This window comes from Ekhidna sp. (genome assembly GCF_040220215.1).
In the GTDB taxonomy this organism is placed as follows: Bacteria; Bacteroidota; Bacteroidia; order Cytophagales; family Cyclobacteriaceae; genus Ekhidna.
On the sequence record NZ_JAVJTR010000022.1, the window covers coordinates 24,847 to 43,512 of the forward strand.

Genomic DNA, 18,666 nt, shown 5'->3' on the forward strand with positions numbered 1-18,666 from the left:
TTCCGCTTGAGGTTTTTAGAGGAAAAGGAGAGAATAAGGTTGATGATGAAAAATCATGAATTAAACGCAGCTGATAGGTCTAGGCTTGAACCAATCTTCGCAAAAGAAAAATTTTATGACTTCAAAATTCCTTTTGGTTTCGCAATTCTAGTTGCATTCATCCTGCTCTTATTCCTTCTAATATGCAAGGTTGATCTTTTAAAGTAGCTTGAAACTATTGGATTTGTAAAATAAACTTTTCAGGATTTGTAATCACAGAAGAATTGTTTTCAGATTTCAAACTTGAAAAACAAGAACAACGGGATCAAGCACCCAATGATAGAATTACTTTACTCACCTTCTCCATCATAATATGCCTGAATCTTCTTTTTATCCTCTTCAGGAATGGAAGGATCTGCTAATAGCTGCCATGCTCTCTGACGTGTGTTAATATTGTATTTCAGAAGCACATTGTTTTCTTTCTCCTTTTTACGAATACGGCGAGCCATGATAAAGATGGCAGCCTGAATGATTGCTACAATGGCGAGAAGGATGTAAAGCCACAAGCTCATTGTGCAGTGATTTCTTCCAGAGTGACTAAGCCTGAGGAGGCGGTGTTGCTCTCATTGAGTTCTCGATCTTTCACTTTTATAGTGAATTCTCTTTTTTCATTTTGAAAAAAGAGTTTCCAAATGGAAGATCGCATCTTGTATATGATTCGCCAAGAATACTTGTCTCTTCTCCTCACATAAAAGATCTCGTTTTCAATTGGATTCAACAGGTTTGTACCAGAAATATCAAACATTCTTCCGTCAAATCCTACAGCACAATTCGTGTTTGGGTCAATCCCAAACATTTTATAAAAATCAATTTCTATCCCTTCGTTATTTAGAAATCCCATTAAAATATTATGATAATTTTCGTTTTTCCATCCCAAAAAAGTCGGATTTCCATAATCATCTGTTATCGCATAATTCTCACATGAATAATCTGGGTATCCATCTAAATCTAATTCTCTTGCATGATCTACTTCTAAGATTAGTGTATAATGGTGATCTTCAGGATGCTGTCCATAGAAAGCAGGGATAATCGAAAATGGCGGATTAAATGGGCTATCTCTATCAATTAAATTTTCATTTACATCAACTACCACATCATACTCATGATAAGGGAATCCCCTATTTTCATCTCCTAAACCAATATCTCCTTCTCTATCCCAAATGATAAAGGAGATTTCTAGGACATCTCCTCTTTCATCACTCTCGCCGAAACTCAAATCCTCAAACTCAACATAAGGCGACTGGTCAAAAGGATATACTGCTTCTTCTTTATTACATGAAGAAAATAGAATGATTATAGAAAGCGTAACAAGTACCTTTTTCATGTTACTAAAATACCAGTTCTCCGTCTACCAATTTAGGAACCACGTTGTATTTGCTCTCTTCCATGCAAAACTCCAGATCTTCTTCAATTCCGAATCCTTTGAGTCGCTCCGCATGACTTGACTGTAGCGCAAGTCCTAACACATTTTCATGATTGGCAATGAATAAGTGATGTGCTACCAAAGCAGAATCACCAACCGGCTTCATTTCTTCTGCGCACTCATCAATCAGCGCTCCTGCAAACAATGTATCCTCCAGGTTTGGTGTCCCCTTCCACCCGGCACAATGAATCACCACATCTTTCTTTTTCTGCAAAATATGTTGCGTCACTGCATCCATGTTTAAAAATGCTCCAATGATGATTTCATCCGCTTCTACCGACTTGATGATAGCTTGTGAACCATTCGTGGTAGAGATCGCTACCTTTTTTCCTTTCAACTCCTCACTTTGATATTCAAAAGGAGAATTCCCCATATCAAAGCCATCTACCTTTACTCCTCCTCGTTCGCCGGCCATGATAAAACCTTCCTTTCCAAGGGCTTTGCATTCATCAATCTCTGCAACAGGCTTAATGGCTTCCACTCCACTAGCTAGCCCTGTCACAATACAGGAGGTAGCTCGAAATATATCTACAACTACCACCAATTTGCCTTTAAGGGCATGCTGATGGATCAGGTCTGGAGTTAAACAAACTTCGATTGTATTCATAATCTAAATCTAATGTCACTCTGAACTTGTTTCAGAGTCTGAATAGATGCTGAAATAAATTCAGCATGACTTATTTATTTCAAAAAAGGTGGTCTCACAACCTTAGCTTTCACAAGCTTATCCCGGATGATGACATTGATTTCCGTGTCAGGCTTACCGTACTCAACAGTCACATATCCCATCCCAATACCTACATTCAATGAAGGAGCCATGGTTCCGGAAGTAACTTTCCCTATAATGTTACCATCCAGATCAGCCAGCTCATAATCGTGACGAGGAATGCCCCGATCAATCATTTCGAAACCTACAAGCTTTCGGGTTACTCCTGCCTCTTTTTGGGCTTTGAGATTCTCTGCATTTACAAAATCCTTGGTGAATTTGGTTACCCAACCAAGTCCCGCCTCCAGTGGAGAAGTCTCATCGGTAATGTCATTTCCGTACAGACAGAACCCTTTTTCCAGCCTCAGCGTATCTCTTGCACCTAGACCGATCGGCTTGATACCGAACTCTGCACCTGCTTCAAATACTTTATTCCATACCTCTTCTGCATCTGCCTTGTTGATGTAAAGCTCAAAACCTCCTGAACCAGTGTAGCCTGTAGCAGAAATGATCATTTCTTTGCCAGCCAGTTTATCCTGAACGAATGTGTAAAACTTCACTTCCAAAAGATTTACATCTGTAAGCTTTTGTAGCGTATCCACAGCTTTTGGCCCCTGAACCGCTAAAAGTACAATATCGTCAGAGATGTCTTCCATATCCACCCCCCACTTATCCTGACTCTTTATCCAGTTCCAGTCTTTCTCAATGTTGGATGCGTTCACTACAAGCATGTATTCTTCTTCAGCCATCCGGTAAACTAAAAGGTCATCCACAATACCGCCTTTGTCATTAGGCAAACATGAATACTGCGCCTGGCCGTCTACTATTTTGGAAGCATCATTGCTGGTCACCCATTGAATCAAATCCAAAGCGTGTGGTCCACGAAGCATAAACTCACCCATATGCGACACATCAAACACACCCACAGCTTCTCGTACTGTCAGGTGTTCTTCTTTGTCAGATGAGTAACGGACAGGCATGTTGTATCCTGCAAATGGCACCATCTTGCCACCTAGTTTTTCGTGCAGGTCATTTAAAGGAATTTTTTTCGTTTCCATGCTTCTTAGCTATTAAGTTTTAATCCGACCGGACAATGATCCGATCCCATGTATTCATTATAAATGTGGGCTTCTGCTACCTGATCTTTTAGCTTCTCGCTCACTAAAAAATAGTCAATTCTCCAACCTACATTCCGCTCTCTGGCCCGGTACTTATAGTTCCACCAGGAATATTTTACTTCATCAGGATATTTCATTCTGAAGGTATCGATGTACCCTTCATTGAGCAAAGCCTCCAAGCCATCGATCTCTACCTGGGTATGACCTGACTGCCTGTTGTAATTTTCTTTACTACGCTCCAAATCTATCTCAGTATGTGCCACGTTTAGGTCGCCACAAATGATCACCGGCTTTTTCTCTTCCAGGCTAATAATGTATTCTTTGAATGCCTCATCCCAGGTTTCACGATAATCCAATCGTTTCATTCCCTCACCGGAATTGGGTGTGTAAACAGTTACAACAAAGAAACTTTCAAATTCTGCTGCAATCACACGACCTTCTAGATCATGCTCCTCTATGCCCATATCATAAAACACTTCCAAAGGTTTTTCTTTGGAGAGTATGGCAGTTCCTGAGTAGCCTTTTCTGGCTTTTGAAGAGTTTACGACGACCTGATATTCCGGTAATAATTGCAGTGCGGTTTTTACATCTTCCGGCTGTCCCTTGGTTTCCTGTAAACACAAAACATCCGGATTCATTTCCTTCACATCCTTAATAAAATCTTTTTTGATCATGGCTCGGATGCCGTTGACATTCCAGGAAACAAGGTGAGTTTGGGACATTTATTTTTTTGATTTTTTATAAGTGCGCAAAGAAAGGCAACACCCATTCATTATCCAACCTTACAGCCATTCATGGTCTCACGCTGCGGGCGTAACAACACCACCTCCTCATTTTCATTGTAAACGCCCATCACCAGACATTCGCTAATGAAAGGACCTATCTGTTTCGGAGGGAAGTTTACTACAGCGATCACCTGTTCACCTTTGAGGTACTTTCTGTTGTACAATTTGGTGATCTGGGCTGAGCTCTTTTTAATTCCTATTTCCGGACCAAAATCGATCGTGAGAATGTAGGCAGGTTTGATGGCTTCAGGAAATTCCTCTGCCTTCTTAATAGTCCCCACACGCATATCTATTTTTTCAAAATCGCTCCAGTTAATCATAGTAGTTTGTACAGCTTTTTAAGGTTTTTATTTAATCGTTTGACATGATGTTCATTGGTAATATCATTTCTTCGTTCTTCCAATGTTTCAATAAGTGAATTCAGGTGTTTTTTGTTCAAAACTTCAATGATCCGTTCCGCATATTGTCCCAGCTGATTGGAAGGGGCTTTTATTAATTGTTCCTGAATCAATAGAAACATATCTTCCTGAAATTGATCATCTCTGTAAAGTGAGATCATGATTCGAAAGCCATGATCTCTTGTTACCACAGTCCCACCATCCATTGTATCAATGATTTTCGGAAGTGCATCAAATATTTTTTTGCGCTGCAGGTGTGCGATGTGAGCCAGGGCAATCATACTTCCAAAAACGACCCTGTTGATAGGTCTGGTCAACTGACGAATTAAAAAATCTACATGCCCTGCCAGCAATTTTGGTGATAATTCCCCTACATAAGCCAAAGCAAGAATTGCGTCTGATTGCGCTCTTTGCTTAGGCCTGGTTTCAATGAAAGAAACCAATTCTTCAACTTCCTTTTCGCCACCGGCATCTACAATCTGCTTAGCCACCCGCTTGTTGGGTTCCTGATCGTTCCGATCCAGCGCAAATGCAAGTTGTTCCTGAATTGGCATATCAAATTTTGGCAAAAAAAAACCGCCAGCTGGCGGTTTAAATTTATGCTTTTCCCAAATTTTAGCTTGCACAGAATTCTTTCAATCTTCTGTTTTTGCCCGGCTCTCTCAATTTCTGAAGTGCCTTCTCTCTGATTTGTCTTACCCTTTCACGAGTTAAGCCCATCGCATCACCAATCTCTTCCAATGTGAATGGATTATCACATCCGATACCGAAGCTCATCATCACTACTTCTCTTTCACGAGCAGTAAGTGTAGAAAGTGCGCGCATGGTCTCTACTTTCAAAGAATCATTGAAAACAAGATTTCCATCTGTAGGTCCAGTAGTCTGGTTCTCAAGAACATCAAGTAACGACCCGCTCTCATCTTCACCGAAAGGTGCATCCATGGACATTTGTTTTACCTCAGCTCCTAGTGTATTTCTCACTTCGCTAGGCTTCATATCGAGGATATCAGCCAATTCTTCTTCAGTCGGCTCACGCTCAAACTGCTGCTCCAACTCTGCGTAGGCTCTTCTGATCTGATTGATTGCACCAGACTTGTTCATTGGCAAACGAACAATTCTAGACTGCTCAGCCAACGCTTGCATAATGGACTGACGAATCCACCATACCGCATATGAAATGAATTTAAATCCTTTTGTCTCGTCAAATTTCTTTGCTGCTTTGATCAAACCAAGGTTTCCCTCATTGATCAAGTCATTTAATGGTAAACTTCTGTTTTGGTACTGCTTGGCTACAGATACCACGAACCTTAAGTTTGCTTTTACCAGCTTTTCCAATGCCAAATCATCTCCCTCCTTGATACGCTTGGCCAGCGTCACCTCCTCGTCCGGAGTAATCATTGGAACATTACTTACCTCAGTAAAATATTTCTCCAGGGTGTGGCTTTCTCTCCTGTTGGTAATTGACTGGGTAATCTTTAACTGTCGCATATTATCTCTTTAAAAACTAATTTGTTATGGGTATAAAAAAGCAATCTGCAAAGATAGCCTTGCTGAGACTGATTTTGCAATAAATAACTTTTTAATATACGATAATTCAACCTTAAATCGTATGCGATAGTTTCGGGTTTCGAGAAATAAGGTAAAAAATCACTAAGTCTAGTAATTCTCAAACTCAATCCAGAGAATAGTTTTTTGCCTTCTTCAATGTGTAAATGCCAGTGAGTAAGACAGCAAGGCTGATAATATTTCCAATAATAGAAAACTGCTCCTGAATATGAGCTTCTGTAAGAGGTGCAATGGTAAACAGTACCGCGAATAGTAATCGTGTAAATCCCCAAAGAATCATCAGGATGCCAAAAAAACCAATAATTCGCCCTGCTATTCTGTTTGGCTTGTATAAGGCAAAACCAAGCAGCAAAAGGAAAAATATGCTCAGAAAGAAGGGAATAGGGCTACCAATGGATAGGTAAACACTTCCTTTGATCAGGAATAAAACGCAGATAATTGACAAGGTGATCAATAAAAACGGTTGCCTCTTGAATGATTCTTTTAATGTTTTCATTGGCTGATGATTTCTTTGATTACTTCCGAAACGAACAGGGTGCATTTAGCCAGGTAATCAAAATTTACAGTTTCAAAAGTATCTTCCGGTGTATCCTTAAATGGAGAAGAGTCTCGTTTTCCGTATGCTTCATTTACTCCTATTGCCGGAAAACCTACTTGCCTAAATGAGTGATGATCTGTAGAGTTGATACTGGTAACATAGAGTGGAATTTCAAGCCTGGATGCAACGTCGTAATATGCCTTTTCTAATTCCGGAGTTGGCAACTCGAGTTCCATTTCTCCATCACCATCTTCATCCCAGCCAACCATATCGAATGTGTGAACTGAATGAATATTTAGCTCCTCAGATTTCAGGTATTTGGCAAATGCCTTACTCCCTACTAATTCTTCCTCTTCCTGATCGAAGAAAACAAGTATGATGTTTTTTGAGCGATTCTGTTCCGACTGCATTTTTTTAACCACACTGTAAATCAATGTAACACCTGTGCCATTGTCGATTGCACCCGGACATCCTACTTCCGTATCGAAATGAGCTCCCAGAACCACATATTCATCGCTTTCAATAGTAGCAGGAAGAATGGTGTAAATGTTGGCGCCTTTGAAAGGTGAAAACAGTAAGTCTATCAATGGATTGAGGTTTGGCATTCTGTATGAATGCCTCTGAGGTTTAAGTCCAATGGATTTAATTTGGCTTTCCAAATAGACTCGAGCGACCTCTCTTTCCTCAGCAGAACTTCTTGCATTCAGCGATTTCCCATTCCATTCTATTGCTCCAGAAAATTCGCCAATGAATTTCTGCTGTTCTGCAATCAGTGTTTCAGACTGCCCATAGGAGGAATGAACATGAATCAAGCCAATTAATATTAGTGTCCGGATCATTCGTACCGAATCGATTGTACAGGATTAGCTTTCGCGATTCTATAAATCCTGGCCAAAACTGTTGTAAACGAAATGATGAGGACAAGTACAAATGCAATCACAAACAGATCCACACTCATATTGATTCTGTAGGCAAAATCAGCCAGCCAATCACCAAATAGCCACCAGGATACCGGTGCTGCAATCACCAATGAAATGATTAGTAAGATTAAATAGTCTTTCAGTATCAGGGTGGTAATGTTTTGAACATTCGCTCCCATTACCTTTCGGATACCTATTTCTTTGGTTTTTCGCTCAACAGTGAAATTGATTAACCCAAATAACCCAAAAGCAGAGATAATTATTGAAACAATGGATGCTATGAGAACGATAGTAGCACGACTCTCCTCAGCCTGATAATATCGTTTCCATTGTTCATCTAAAAAGTTTATTTCTGCAGGGGTTTCCGGGTCGAACGTAGCATTGACTTCCTCAATGTGCGAAATAGTTTCTTGTACGTTTGATTTGTATCGAATAGTAAAATAGTCGATGGATCGGATATGATTATTCCAACTGGTGAGCACCACTGGTCCTATCGGTAAATACAAGGACTCGAAATGAAAGTCTTCGATAAGACCAATGATTTCCATTTGCACTGAATCATCTTGACTCATTATCCAAATACTCTTACCAATCGGGTCCTCCAAATTTAGCATAGCAGCCGTTTCTGAATTGATAATAATGTCGAGGCTGTCAGACTGGTCATTCCCGGAGAAATTTCTCCCCTCGCTCAATTCCATTTGATATGTATCGATCCATCGGTGATCAATCCCGTAATGGCTTGCTTCAATAGCATTGTCAGTAAGGTTAGTCGCCAACTTGGCTGTAGGTAAGTTTTTCCACTCACCGGGCACGCGCGAAGAAGTGGAAACATTAATAACGTCCGCATGCTGTTGAATTCCATTGATTATTTCTCGGAAGTTCCTTCTTGCATTTCCGGAGTTAATATCCAAAACGATCAGGTTTTTGTTTTCGAAACCCAGATCTTTCGTTTGAACATAATTTAGCTGGCGATAGATAACGATAGAGCCAATGATCAAAAAGATTGACAAGGCGTACTGAACACTAACCAACCCTTTGCGAAGTAAGTCTCCCTTACCGGAAAAGGCATTCTTTAGAACCAATAGTGACCGCTTTAACTTTGAATAGTAAAGTGCTGGAAGCATGGCTGATACCAGCCATATTATCAGAATTGAACCAATGTGGTACGGGACAAAATCCAAGGTGAACAACAATCCTACAGAGAAATCTTTATTCGCAATTTCCCTAAAAAAAGGAAAGAGTACTACCACCAAAAGCAGCGAAATTGCATAAGCGATCAAGACAGTTAGAAGCGTTTCGAAGAAAAGCTGAACAAGTAAGTGTTTATTATTAGCACCATTGATCTTTCTCATACTTGCTTCCAGTGTTCGCTTAAGCGCCTGTACTGAGGATAAGTTGATGTAATTGAGAGCAGCAATTAATATGACCAGTATTCCCATGATCATTATCATGCTCACAAATTCCTGGTCACTATATGGAATAGCGATTTGAGGCGTCATCCCTCCACGCTCAATGTCATTGGATTCAAGGTGAATGCCCTGAATGTTTTGTAATTGAAGCCCCTTAATTTCATGACCATTTGTCAAATATTTTGTTAAAAAGTTTTCTTGAAAATCTGTGATCTCATTTGGTGTAGCGCCCTCTTTCAGCAGTACCCAGGTCATCGCCAATCGGCCATCCCAGGAATTAACAAATCTCTGCCAACCCTCGCTCCATTGAGCATAATTAGCGATGTAAATATTGCTAAACTGGTAGGTTGAGTTTTTAGGCATTTCTTTTATTACAGCAAGTACTTCGGTTGGACCAAAATTGGTATCATCAATGACTTCTCCAACTACATCAGTTTTCCCGAAAAGTCTCATGGCCAAACCCTCAGTAATCACCATAGCCGCCGTGCCATTGAAGGCCTTCATCGGGTTGCCATTCACAATGTCAAAATCCAAAATTTTAAATAGACTGCTGGTTGCTATTGCCCAGTCACGTTCAGCAATACGCTTATCTCCCTTCACTAGCACCTGCGAGCCCATGTATGTTAAGTGTGCAGTCTCTTCAACCGAAGGAAATTCATTTTTTAATGCTTCAGCTAAAGGACCAGGAGTTGATAGGTAATTATGCATTCCATCATCTTCCTGTACCTCGCTTATGACCCTGTAAATCCGATCCTTTTTGCTGTGAAAGCTGTCAATGTTTTGCTCATCGTAAACGAACATCAGGATAAAAAACAAGATGGATAAGCCAAGTGATAACCCCAGAATATTTACAGCATAATGTACTGTTTCCTTCCTGAATCGGCGGAAATAGATTTTAGTATAGTTCTTAAACATGTTCATAGTCCAATTATTTGAGAGTTGAGTTTTTTTAAGATTGATCCATCGAAATGTTCTGATCACATTCCATATAAATAAGACGCTCGCCTTCCGTGTTGAGGATGATGCTCTCATATAATAGAGCTCAAAGAGATCTCCTTCGATCTCATCGAGGTATTCTTCTCTGCAGTACCAGCGCAGAAAACCAACGGCCCATTTTGGAGGTTGCATCCCTGCCATATCAGATTCTTACAAATTGCAGTTGTGGTATTTTCTGATAGATGCTTGTTCGCAGGTCATGCGACGCATCCAATACTTTTTTACCAAGGGCAGTTACGATGTAGAATTTCTTCCGTCTGCCCCCACGTTCTTCGGTAATGCCCCCGAAACGAGAGTCGACAAAGCCTTTCTTTTCCAATCGCTTCAATGCGACATGAATCGCGCTGATGTTGATTTTCTTTTTGGTTTCCTCGGTTAGAAATTCATGAATGGAGACGCCATACGCCTGATCATGCTGAGCAGCAACCGTGAGCAATACCAGCTCTTCAAATTCACCTAATTGATATTCCATGGATTGAAATTTTGCCTTCCGCGTTGAGATTCCGGTATTGTCGTTCCTCCAAACCGGAATGACGGAAGGTTGATTGAAATATTTACTTAACAAACGTGAATGTAATATATAAGTTTCACATTTGTTAAGTAAATAATGAGTTGATAATGTTTAATCCTCAAAAACATATTTTCTACATATACGTATTTAATCCTCTTATGAAAGGAACACATCTTGGAGAGTTTGAAGAACTGGTGCTTTTGGCCGTTTGCACGACCCATCCGGACACTTACGGTAATACTGTAAAAGATGAAATCAATCAAACAGCGAAGCGGAACATCAACTTGAGCACAGCCCATGGAGCTTTGACCAGACTGGAAGACAAAGGACTGGTGAAAAGCTACATGGGTGAGGCTACCTCAGTGAGAGGTGGTAAGCGAAAACGAATTTTCGAAATCACAGCATTGGGATTGAAAAAGCTGGAAGAAGCAAAAAATCTTCGAGCAAAATTCTGGGATAAAATCCCTGAAAAAGTGCTGCAAACGCAATTCATCACCACATGAATGAGCTACCAAGTAGTGTGAAATTTTTGTGTCGTGCACTCTTTAATGAAAGGGTGAGGGAAGAAATAATTGGTGACCTGACTGAGGAGATGGAAAGCTTCTCAACTAAACACGGAAAGTTCAGAACCAAGCTTCATCTCATCATAACCACGCTTCTTTTCACTCGCTATAAATACACCTGGAAAAACATTAATCAACTCAATACCTCTACTATGTTTATCAAACACACACTAAGACCGGCCTGGAGAAATCTCAAAAAAGATAAGATGAGTGCCGTTTTGAATGGCGTTGGTCTCACCATCGGATTCACACTTAGTTTGATCATTGCACTCATGGTCATCAGAGAGTTGAGTTACGATCAGTGGCATCAAAAGTCTGATCTTATATTCAAGGTAACTCATGATGAACGTAGTACAGGTAGAAGTGATCGCCATTTAGCAACAGTAGGACCCCCGGTTGGCCCTGCATTGGTGGAAGCGTATGACGAAATTGAAAACTACATGCGTGTGAGAGACACGCCCACACAACCGGTAAAAGTTGGTAACAAAAATTTCTATGAAGACGGGATCTTCTACATTGACAGCACCTTGTTCAATATGTTCGATTACTCACTTGCCGAAGGTGACGAAAGAACCGCTCTAAAGAACACCAATTCCGTGGTTTTATCAGCTGATATGGCTGAAAAATACTTTGGCTCTTCGTCGGCGGTTGGTCAGCGTATTGAGATTTCAGAAACTCCTTACATCGTAACTGGAGTAATGAACCCAAGCCCATCCACCAGTCATTTCACATTTGATTTTATCATTCCATTTCATGCTTTTAAGGTTCCTTTTGGCTATCCGGTCACCCTGAATTCCTGGGGTTGGATCTCTTTTCATACCTACATTGAATTAAAAGATCCATCAGAAAAAGAAGCGTTGGAAGAACAGTTGGTCGACTTTATCAAAGTGCATTGGCCTGAAGAGCAGCACAATTTATTTCGTTTTGTGTTACAACCACTGGAGGACATCTATTTAGGAGAGATCAAAAATGATATCGTGGCATCAGGTAGTTGGAACAATATTTACGCACTCAGCATCACAGGAGCACTCCTTCTCTTCCTGATCATTTTCAATTACACCAACCTATCTGTGGCGCAATCACTCACCCGGACGAAAGAGGTGGGCGTTCGTAAAGCACTTGGAGCGAGTAAACGAATGGTGGTTTTTCAATTCGCCATTGAGTCGATTATTCTTTCTCTCCTTTCCTTCATCATTTCCATTGCTCTTATTCTTCCAGCTATCAATTTTCTGGAATCGTACCTGGGCATCAATATCTATGCATTGGAAGTTTGGCAGTCGAACCAGTGGCTCGCTATTGCCGCGACCATTTTAGTTGTCATTGTTGGCGCAATGGGTGGAGCTTATCCGGCATTTATTATGTCTAAAACTAAAGCCATCGCTGCGCTGGCAAGAACGATCTCAGGAGGTCAATTGGGCATCAACTTGCGAAAGGTGCTTGTGACCATGCAGTTTATCATCACCATAGGCCTGCTGGCCGGAAGCATTATTATCTATCAGCAAATCTCCTACATTCAGGAGAAGGATCTGGGGTATGATAAATCTGCCTTAGCGGTACTTCGGGTACCCGGTCAGTCGCTTCTACAGAAAGCCGACGTGTTGAAAAATCAGTTGAACTCCATACAGAGAGTGTCTGGAGTCGCCATCGGTGGGGGAAGAATGGATGGTGACAATGGGAATGTGCCGGTGAAAACACCTGACATGGAGGAATCAAAACCCATATTTATCGATGGGGTTGACTATGGCTATTTTGAAATGTTGGGGATTCCAATGGTTGCAGGTAGAGAATTTGACAAATCGTATCCTACCGATAGTGCAGGAGCGGTCATCATAAACGAGAAAGCGGTTGGGTATATGGGCTACTCGTCACCGGAAGAAGCGATTGGACGACCGATTCAGGTTGGGCAGATTCGTACGGGTAATATCGTTGGTGTAGTTGCCGATTATCATTTCTCCTCATTACACAACGATATTGGTCCTTTGGCCATCATGTATCCTAGAACCTTGCAAGAAGATGTGTATATAAGAGTGGAACCTGGGAATATGCTCGAACTGGTTAAAGACATTGAAGCTAAATGGAGCAGCATTTTTCCTGATCTCCCATTTGATTTGATCTTCTTAGAAAACCATCTCAATTCATTGTATCAGGAAGATGTGGCATTCGCCAAGATGTTTCAAGCCTTGACCATTGTTACCTTAATAATTGCTTGTTTGGGCCTTTATGGATTGATATCACTGATAGCCACACAGAAAACCAAAGAGATCAGCGTGAGAAAAGTGTTGGGAGCCAACCTGAAAGACCTGATGGGGAATCTGTTCAGACCATTCGCACTGCGAATTGTAATTGCCATGTTGATCGTTTCTCCGATTGCCTATGTGCTGCTCTCCGGGTGGCTGGATAACTATGCCTATAAAATCGACATTAGCTGGTGGCTGTTTTTAGCAGCAGGCTTGGTGGTCTTAATCACAGCTTTAGTAGCTACCGTCTTGCACTCTTTGAAAGTGTATCGGATCAATCCAGCCAGGACGTTGAAGGATGAGTGACATAATCCCCTCCTTGGAGCGGTCAGACGCCTCTGGGTTTGGGGTGAGTGAAGCTCTTTAAATGAATAATTGGAACCTAGTCCGGAGTTTAATAAAGCTTCATTAGTCACTCCCGGGGAGTCTATGAATATTGAAAAATTGCTTTTAATGGACGATAGATTCCCTGCGGGAATGACCTTTAGAAGTTGGGTTGCATTCTTGTTGGTGACAACACTGTGACAACACCAACAAGTGCGAAAATCCCCCTCCTAGTGAGGGGTTTGGGGTGGGTTTCAATTTTTAATTTTGATCTTGGAGCAATCACTAATTATGTAAAACCCCATACTCAATGGATGGGTTTGGGATTGTGGGTTAGTTAGTTACAAACCTCTTTAAACTTGTTCTCAGCTTCTTCATGACCAATATCAATAGCTCGCTTAAAATCCTTGCATGCATCAAATTGATTATGTTGAAGTTCATGTAATAAGCCTCTTTGGTAAAAAATTTCAGAGTCATCCGGGTAAATCTCTATACTCCTAGTAAAATCTTCTATCGCCTCTGAATATTTGTCAACTCCAATTTTAGCGTAGGCTCTATTATCAAAATAAACTGCATCACGATTGAGTAAAATGGCTTTGTTGTAGTAATAGATTGCACCATCAAAATCATCCATGTAATAATAGCACAAACCTAAAAAATTGAATACAGAATGGTCTTGGTCATTTTCTTTCACAACTCCTTCTAAGATTTCAGCAGCGTCTTCAAAATCTCCTAGATTGTAAAGGGTTTGACCCATGTTCTTCCGATATAAAAGATTTTCTGGGTCTATTTCCAAAACTTTATCCATGTAGACCTTTGCCGAGTCATAATTTCCCAACCCATAGAATCCTACAGCTATACGATTATAAGTAGATGCTGTATCCGCTCCCATAGATACAGCTTGCTTTAGACTTTTTCTTGCTAGCTCAAATTCTCCAACCTCATTACCAATTATTCCATGATTTAAGAAAATATAGCTTTTGGACTTATCGAATTCTGCTGCCAAACTCATGTAAACGAATGAACTATCCTTTAGACCTGACTTATAAAAAGAAAGCCCTTTGTGATAGTAAGCTAAACCAAAAGTGGAATCTCTTTCGATGGCAGTAGAAAAATCTTTTAATGAATTCTTGTAATCTTCCAGGTAGTATTTTGCCAAACCAAGCGTATTGTAGTATTTGGCATTATTAGGATTTAATTCAATCGCTTTTTGAGCATCTGATACAGCAGTATAGTAATCATTCAATGCTAAGTGCGTTCTAGCTCTCTCGTGGAAATAGCTTGACCTGCTCGAGTTTAAAGATATTGCCTCATCATATTGCTCCTTAGCTAGTTGAAATTGGTTGTCATTGTAAAGTTTAATGCCCTCTTCATAATAATCTTTAGCACTTTTCTTAGTCCTGATCTTGTGTCTTAATTCATTTGGGATGTTGTAAATGTTCTCATCAACATCACTATCTAAAATAACTTTATCAATATCAAAACGACCATCTTGTTTACCATCAAGTTTGAAATAAATGGAAGGGAAATACAATCGATCAAACCATTTGTAATTGAAAAATAATTCTACCATACCATCAATTTCTTGTCTTATTAAATCCTCAGAATCTTTTGATATATAAAATGCTCTCACCTCTTCAGCATTGGAAAGCAAAAAACGATAAGCATCTATACTATCAAGTTTTGCCTCTCTCACCTCTTTGATCGTAAATCCATCCTCCAATGTTTGACCCAGCGATCCTGTGAACTTGCTTAAAGAATTTCTATCAGAATTATTTTCTTCTACAGAATCGATCTCTAGAACATCCTCGAAAGGGTTATATTCCCATTTTATGATACCATTATTTCCCATTTTAAAAAACTGGGATTGGACTTCAAACTCAGTATATAATTGACTGGAATTTGAAGCAATCATCTTTAAAGGAAAAGTTAATTTAGCCATAGTCACGCTCCCTGTAAAGTGCATGTTTTGAAAATCGACTATATCCGATTCTTTCAGACGAGAAGCAACTCTTTCTAATAATTCTTTACTATCAATTTTAGATGTATTACCAATCAACATACTTCCATACTTAGCAGCATATTCAGCGATTGCATTTTCAGTATCTGATTTTTCAGTATTGGAAAAATCTGATGATCTACGTAAACCTAAAGTGGCATTAAAGTTCCCATTGATTTGTGTATCACCAACTAATTCTCCGCTAACCATTTTTAATAGAAAATCTCCTTTGGATTGATTTATGATTCCCTGAATAATCTCTCCTTCTGATAAGAATAAGCTATCACCATTAATGGTACCACTAAGGTTGTATTTGGAATTATAATAGCTTGGGTAGTGGATAGCACCTGAGACTTTACAATTCTTAACATCAGATATTTCTAACACTGTAAGCATTGTAGAACCATCAGAAAAAGTTAAATCACCATACCACTTTCCAGTCCACTCACTTGCCTCACATTCATTTTTATTGTTTGGCATCTTATGTGTTGGAATTATGCCATCAAAAAATGAATCTGATAAATCCATCTCTTCAACTGAAACAGCCGTTCCAGTTATAGTAAGCTCATGTAGTTCTATGACGTACTTCAATGGGAAAGCACCTGCCAAGTCAGTATAAACATCCCAATTACCGAACTTATGCTCTTTAAATAGCCTACTCTTAATCTTTAGCTCATCAGCATAATAGTAGGTCTGATTTGCACTGGTTGTATTTATCACTATTGACTTGCAACCCCATGAAAGTATATCTAGCTCTTCCTCTGTCAACCTTGCCTCTTTGACTTCACTATCAGCAGTTCTAACATCAACCGATACCACCGAATCTCCATTAGGATAATAGGTTATCAGCTTATGGTCAAATGGAAAATAAACCATTTTAGATGACATCATTCCATTAGTTAGAGACGCATATCTACTTTGACTCACATAATACTCATGAGTGTCACCCATATATTGAGTCAGAGCATCTGAAGGTACTTGTTCACTATTGCTTTGATACGTTTGCTTATAGACGATTTTACCTTCAAACTGACCTTGTACTGAACCAATAAAAGAAACTAGAATTATTAACTGAAAGACGTATTTGATCATGAATTAAAATTTGTCGCTAAAATAACTGGATATGAAATCCCCCACCCCCTAAAAAACCAAAAATCCCATACACAATGGATGGGTTTAATAGATTTCTATCATAAAGCACAAGCGGACTTGCTTGCGCTAGTTAGGGAAGTAATTTCCGGGCTATTGGGGGGTTAAAAGATGTTTTGCATTGACTAGAGATTTCCTATAGAATGACGAAAGATACCTCTATGAATCTTTTTCTTTTTCCTTGATGAAAAACAAAAAATCAAGGCTGTAAATCCTTCGCTGAAAAATTGAATTGTTCTCGTAAGCAAAATCAAACTCTCCGCCATCTGGCGGATCAAACAGTGATTTTGCATATAGTTCTTCCTGAATTCAATTTTTCTACGTTCATGATTTAAGGCCCTTTGATCGCTGCAGCAGCGAAATGCTAAAATCATTTGTGGGATTTGTAGGGGGTGCTGGATTGATTTTAACGAGATACTTTTGCTCGCGTTTTGAAGCGGTCCGACGATTCGGTTGAATGGAAAAATGAAAATTTAGCCATTCCTCTGCCTTCTAAATTCCTCTAGCATTAAATCCATTTCTGATGGATTTAAATAATAGTAAAGTTCAATTAAGTAATAGGTGGTAGTTGAGGTAATAATTAAGCCGACGATCAAATTCCTCCAAAATCTAAAATCATATTCGAAATGAGTTCACTCTTCCTTTAAACTTCTTTCCCTCAAGAAAAGCCAAACGGTAAATGATCCTGTTATAAGAAAAATAAGTAAAAGTGGTTTCCCTCTTCCCATCATTCCACCCTCTCCAAAATATCCGTCCCTAAATACTCCATCTCTGGTAGTCGATACCAGCTCCTTTTTTGAGGAATTTTGATTCCTTTTACCATGATTTCATCTTCGAGCGTGATGAGTTCTCCTTTTCCGGCTGCTTCGTCTTTGTAAAACTTGTACTGTAGCATCCGCCCGGAGAAATTATCGATGTAGAAATACCAGGTATCTTCCTCATATGCTACACGAAGCACCTTACACAAGGTATCGCCTACTTTTTCATCTTCTGAGAGTGTAATCTCCGGTGTAGATTTATCGTACAGCTTCATCGGCAATCCCCATAGGTATAGGTAATAATTCCGAAGAACGAGTGCTCGCGCTTTGTCTTTATCACCCTTGAGTACTTCGGCTACTTCCCCATTCACTTCATACACCTCCTCATCATTCCGGTTAATTTTTATATAACTCTGAGCATTATCCAGTTCAATGATCGTGGATCGATTCGGACCGGAAGGACGAGTTTCCTTAAACTGCAAAGTTGCTTTTATCGAAGACCAATTGTCCTGAGGATCGTGGTATGAAACAGCCTTGGCCAGTACTTGTTCTGCAGAAGTTTGTGCACTGAGAAGTAGCGGACATACAAAAATGAAGGTGAGTAGTTTTCGCATAGTTTCAGTAGATTGAAAATGAGATTTAAAACAAATGGGAATTTATTCAAATTACCGCAAACAGTCTTTTCCTGTCATTTCGAGCGAAGTGAGAAATCCATCCTTGTTCAGACATATATTTTGATACAGATTTCTCCTTTCAGTCGAAATAACAACCTTTGAAATTATTTAAAATATTATGAATAAACCTGCGAAAACTGTTTGGTTTTTTGGGATCTACTTGATTGTGGAAGGCCTCTTCCTCATGTTGGCTCCTGCTTCAATCTTATCCGCCATTGGTATCCCTGATCCTGAAAGTGTTTGGAGAATCGTACTTGGATTTGTGGTGGCAGTGTTAGGCTATTACTACATCCGAAATGCTAAAGAGAACCTCACTCCATTCTTCGGGTTCACTGTTCAGGTGAGAATCATTCAGTTTGTCTTCTTCATCTGGCTCTATGTCTTTGAGCGCGGCACACTTGCCTTAGTCGGCTTTTCATTTATCGAGTTTGTAGCCGGTATGTGGACTTGGAGGGTGTTGAAAGTGGCTGGCCAATAAGATGAATAGATTCTGAAGCAAGTGCGGACGGCTAGTCTCAGAATGACCAAGAAAAGAAAATCTATTTAAATACAG

17 protein-coding genes are annotated in these 18,666 nt (G+C 39.9%); 3 read left to right on the forward strand and 14 right to left on the reverse strand.

Annotated elements, in window-relative coordinates:
- Window positions 1-329: 329 nt before the first annotated feature.
- From RIC88_RS15085 to RIC88_RS15140, 12 genes are all read right to left on the reverse strand, one after another.
- Window positions 330-551, reverse strand: a complete 222-nt coding sequence (locus RIC88_RS15085; protein WP_350218390.1) for a hypothetical protein — start codon at window positions 549-551, stop codon at window positions 330-332.
- Window positions 548-1,363 carry a hypothetical protein gene (locus tag RIC88_RS15090; protein ID WP_350218391.1) on the reverse strand — a complete coding sequence of 272 codons (816 nt, stop codon included), beginning with the start codon at window positions 1,361-1,363 and terminating at the stop codon, window positions 548-550. Before RIC88_RS15090 ends, RIC88_RS15085 begins: the two co-directional genes overlap by 4 nt.
- 4 nt (window positions 1,364-1,367) lie before the next feature.
- A complete protein-coding gene (locus RIC88_RS15095; RefSeq protein ID WP_350218392.1) occupies window positions 1,368-2,069 on the reverse strand; it encodes a 2-phosphosulfolactate phosphatase in 702 nt (233 codons plus the stop codon).
- A gap of 74 nt (window positions 2,070-2,143) precedes the next feature.
- Complete coding sequence (gene gcvT / locus RIC88_RS15100; RefSeq protein WP_350218393.1) at window positions 2,144-3,226, reverse strand: glycine cleavage system aminomethyltransferase GcvT; 1,083 nt, start codon at window positions 3,224-3,226, stop codon at window positions 2,144-2,146.
- Window positions 3,227-3,231: 5 nt separating this feature from the next.
- Window positions 3,232-4,008 carry an exodeoxyribonuclease III gene (locus RIC88_RS15105; RefSeq protein WP_350218394.1) on the reverse strand — a complete coding sequence of 259 codons (777 nt, stop codon included), beginning with the start codon at window positions 4,006-4,008 and terminating at the stop codon, window positions 3,232-3,234.
- A 50-nt stretch (window positions 4,009-4,058) separates the two neighbouring features.
- Window positions 4,059-4,391, reverse strand: a complete 333-nt coding sequence (locus RIC88_RS15110) for a tRNA-binding protein (RefSeq protein ID WP_350218395.1) — start codon at window positions 4,389-4,391, stop codon at window positions 4,059-4,061.
- Entirely contained in the window at window positions 4,388-5,023 is a 636-nt protein-coding gene (locus tag RIC88_RS15115) for a hypothetical protein (protein WP_350218396.1), read from the reverse strand. The genes RIC88_RS15110 and RIC88_RS15115 overlap by 4 nt, the downstream gene beginning before the upstream one ends.
- A gap of 61 nt (window positions 5,024-5,084) precedes the next feature.
- Window positions 5,085-5,957, reverse strand: coding sequence for a sigma-70 family RNA polymerase sigma factor (locus tag RIC88_RS15120; protein ID WP_350218397.1), 873 nt, complete (start codon window positions 5,955-5,957; stop codon window positions 5,085-5,087).
- Between the two features lie 184 nt (window positions 5,958-6,141).
- The gene (locus RIC88_RS15125) at window positions 6,142-6,531 is read right to left on the reverse strand and encodes a hypothetical protein (protein ID WP_350218398.1); all 390 of its coding nucleotides are present in this window, start codon (window positions 6,529-6,531) and stop codon (window positions 6,142-6,144) included.
- On the reverse strand, window positions 6,528-7,412 hold the full coding sequence (locus RIC88_RS15130) for a M28 family metallopeptidase (protein WP_350218399.1): 885 nt from the start codon (window positions 7,410-7,412) through the stop codon (window positions 6,528-6,530). The genes RIC88_RS15125 and RIC88_RS15130 overlap by 4 nt, the downstream gene beginning before the upstream one ends.
- Window positions 7,409-10,039 carry an ABC transporter permease gene (locus tag RIC88_RS15135; RefSeq protein WP_350218400.1) on the reverse strand — a complete coding sequence of 877 codons (2,631 nt, stop codon included), beginning with the start codon at window positions 10,037-10,039 and terminating at the stop codon, window positions 7,409-7,411. Before RIC88_RS15135 ends, RIC88_RS15130 begins: the two co-directional genes overlap by 4 nt.
- A 1-nt stretch (window position 10,040) precedes the next feature.
- Complete coding sequence (locus RIC88_RS15140; RefSeq protein WP_350218401.1) at window positions 10,041-10,370, reverse strand: PadR family transcriptional regulator; 330 nt, start codon at window positions 10,368-10,370, stop codon at window positions 10,041-10,043.
- Window positions 10,371-10,567: 197 nt separating this feature from the next.
- Between RIC88_RS15140 and RIC88_RS15145 the strand changes: the two genes are divergently transcribed.
- Together RIC88_RS15145 and RIC88_RS15150 are read left to right on the forward strand one after the other, a co-directional pair.
- Window positions 10,568-10,912, forward strand: coding sequence for a PadR family transcriptional regulator (locus tag RIC88_RS15145; protein WP_350218402.1), 345 nt, complete (start codon window positions 10,568-10,570; stop codon window positions 10,910-10,912).
- Window positions 10,909-13,515: an ABC transporter permease gene (locus RIC88_RS15150; protein ID WP_350218403.1), complete on the forward strand. Its 2,607-nt coding sequence runs from the start codon at window positions 10,909-10,911 to the stop codon at window positions 13,513-13,515. Before RIC88_RS15145 ends, RIC88_RS15150 begins: the two co-directional genes overlap by 4 nt.
- A gap of 355 nt (window positions 13,516-13,870) precedes the next feature.
- Here the strand turns inward: RIC88_RS15150 and RIC88_RS15155 are convergent, their stop codons facing one another.
- Both RIC88_RS15155 and RIC88_RS15160 read right to left on the reverse strand, forming a co-directional pair.
- The gene (locus tag RIC88_RS15155) at window positions 13,871-16,624 is read right to left on the reverse strand and encodes a tetratricopeptide repeat protein (protein WP_350218404.1); all 2,754 of its coding nucleotides are present in this window, start codon (window positions 16,622-16,624) and stop codon (window positions 13,871-13,873) included.
- 784 nt (window positions 16,625-17,408) lie between these two features.
- On the reverse strand, window positions 17,409-18,053 hold the full coding sequence (locus RIC88_RS15160; protein WP_350218405.1) for a DUF6503 family protein: 645 nt from the start codon (window positions 18,051-18,053) through the stop codon (window positions 17,409-17,411).
- A 178-nt stretch (window positions 18,054-18,231) separates the two neighbouring features.
- Between RIC88_RS15160 and RIC88_RS15165 the strand changes: the two genes are divergently transcribed.
- Entirely contained in the window at window positions 18,232-18,591 is a 360-nt protein-coding gene (locus tag RIC88_RS15165; RefSeq protein ID WP_350218406.1) for a hypothetical protein, read from the forward strand.
- Window positions 18,592-18,666: the final 75 nt, after the last annotated feature.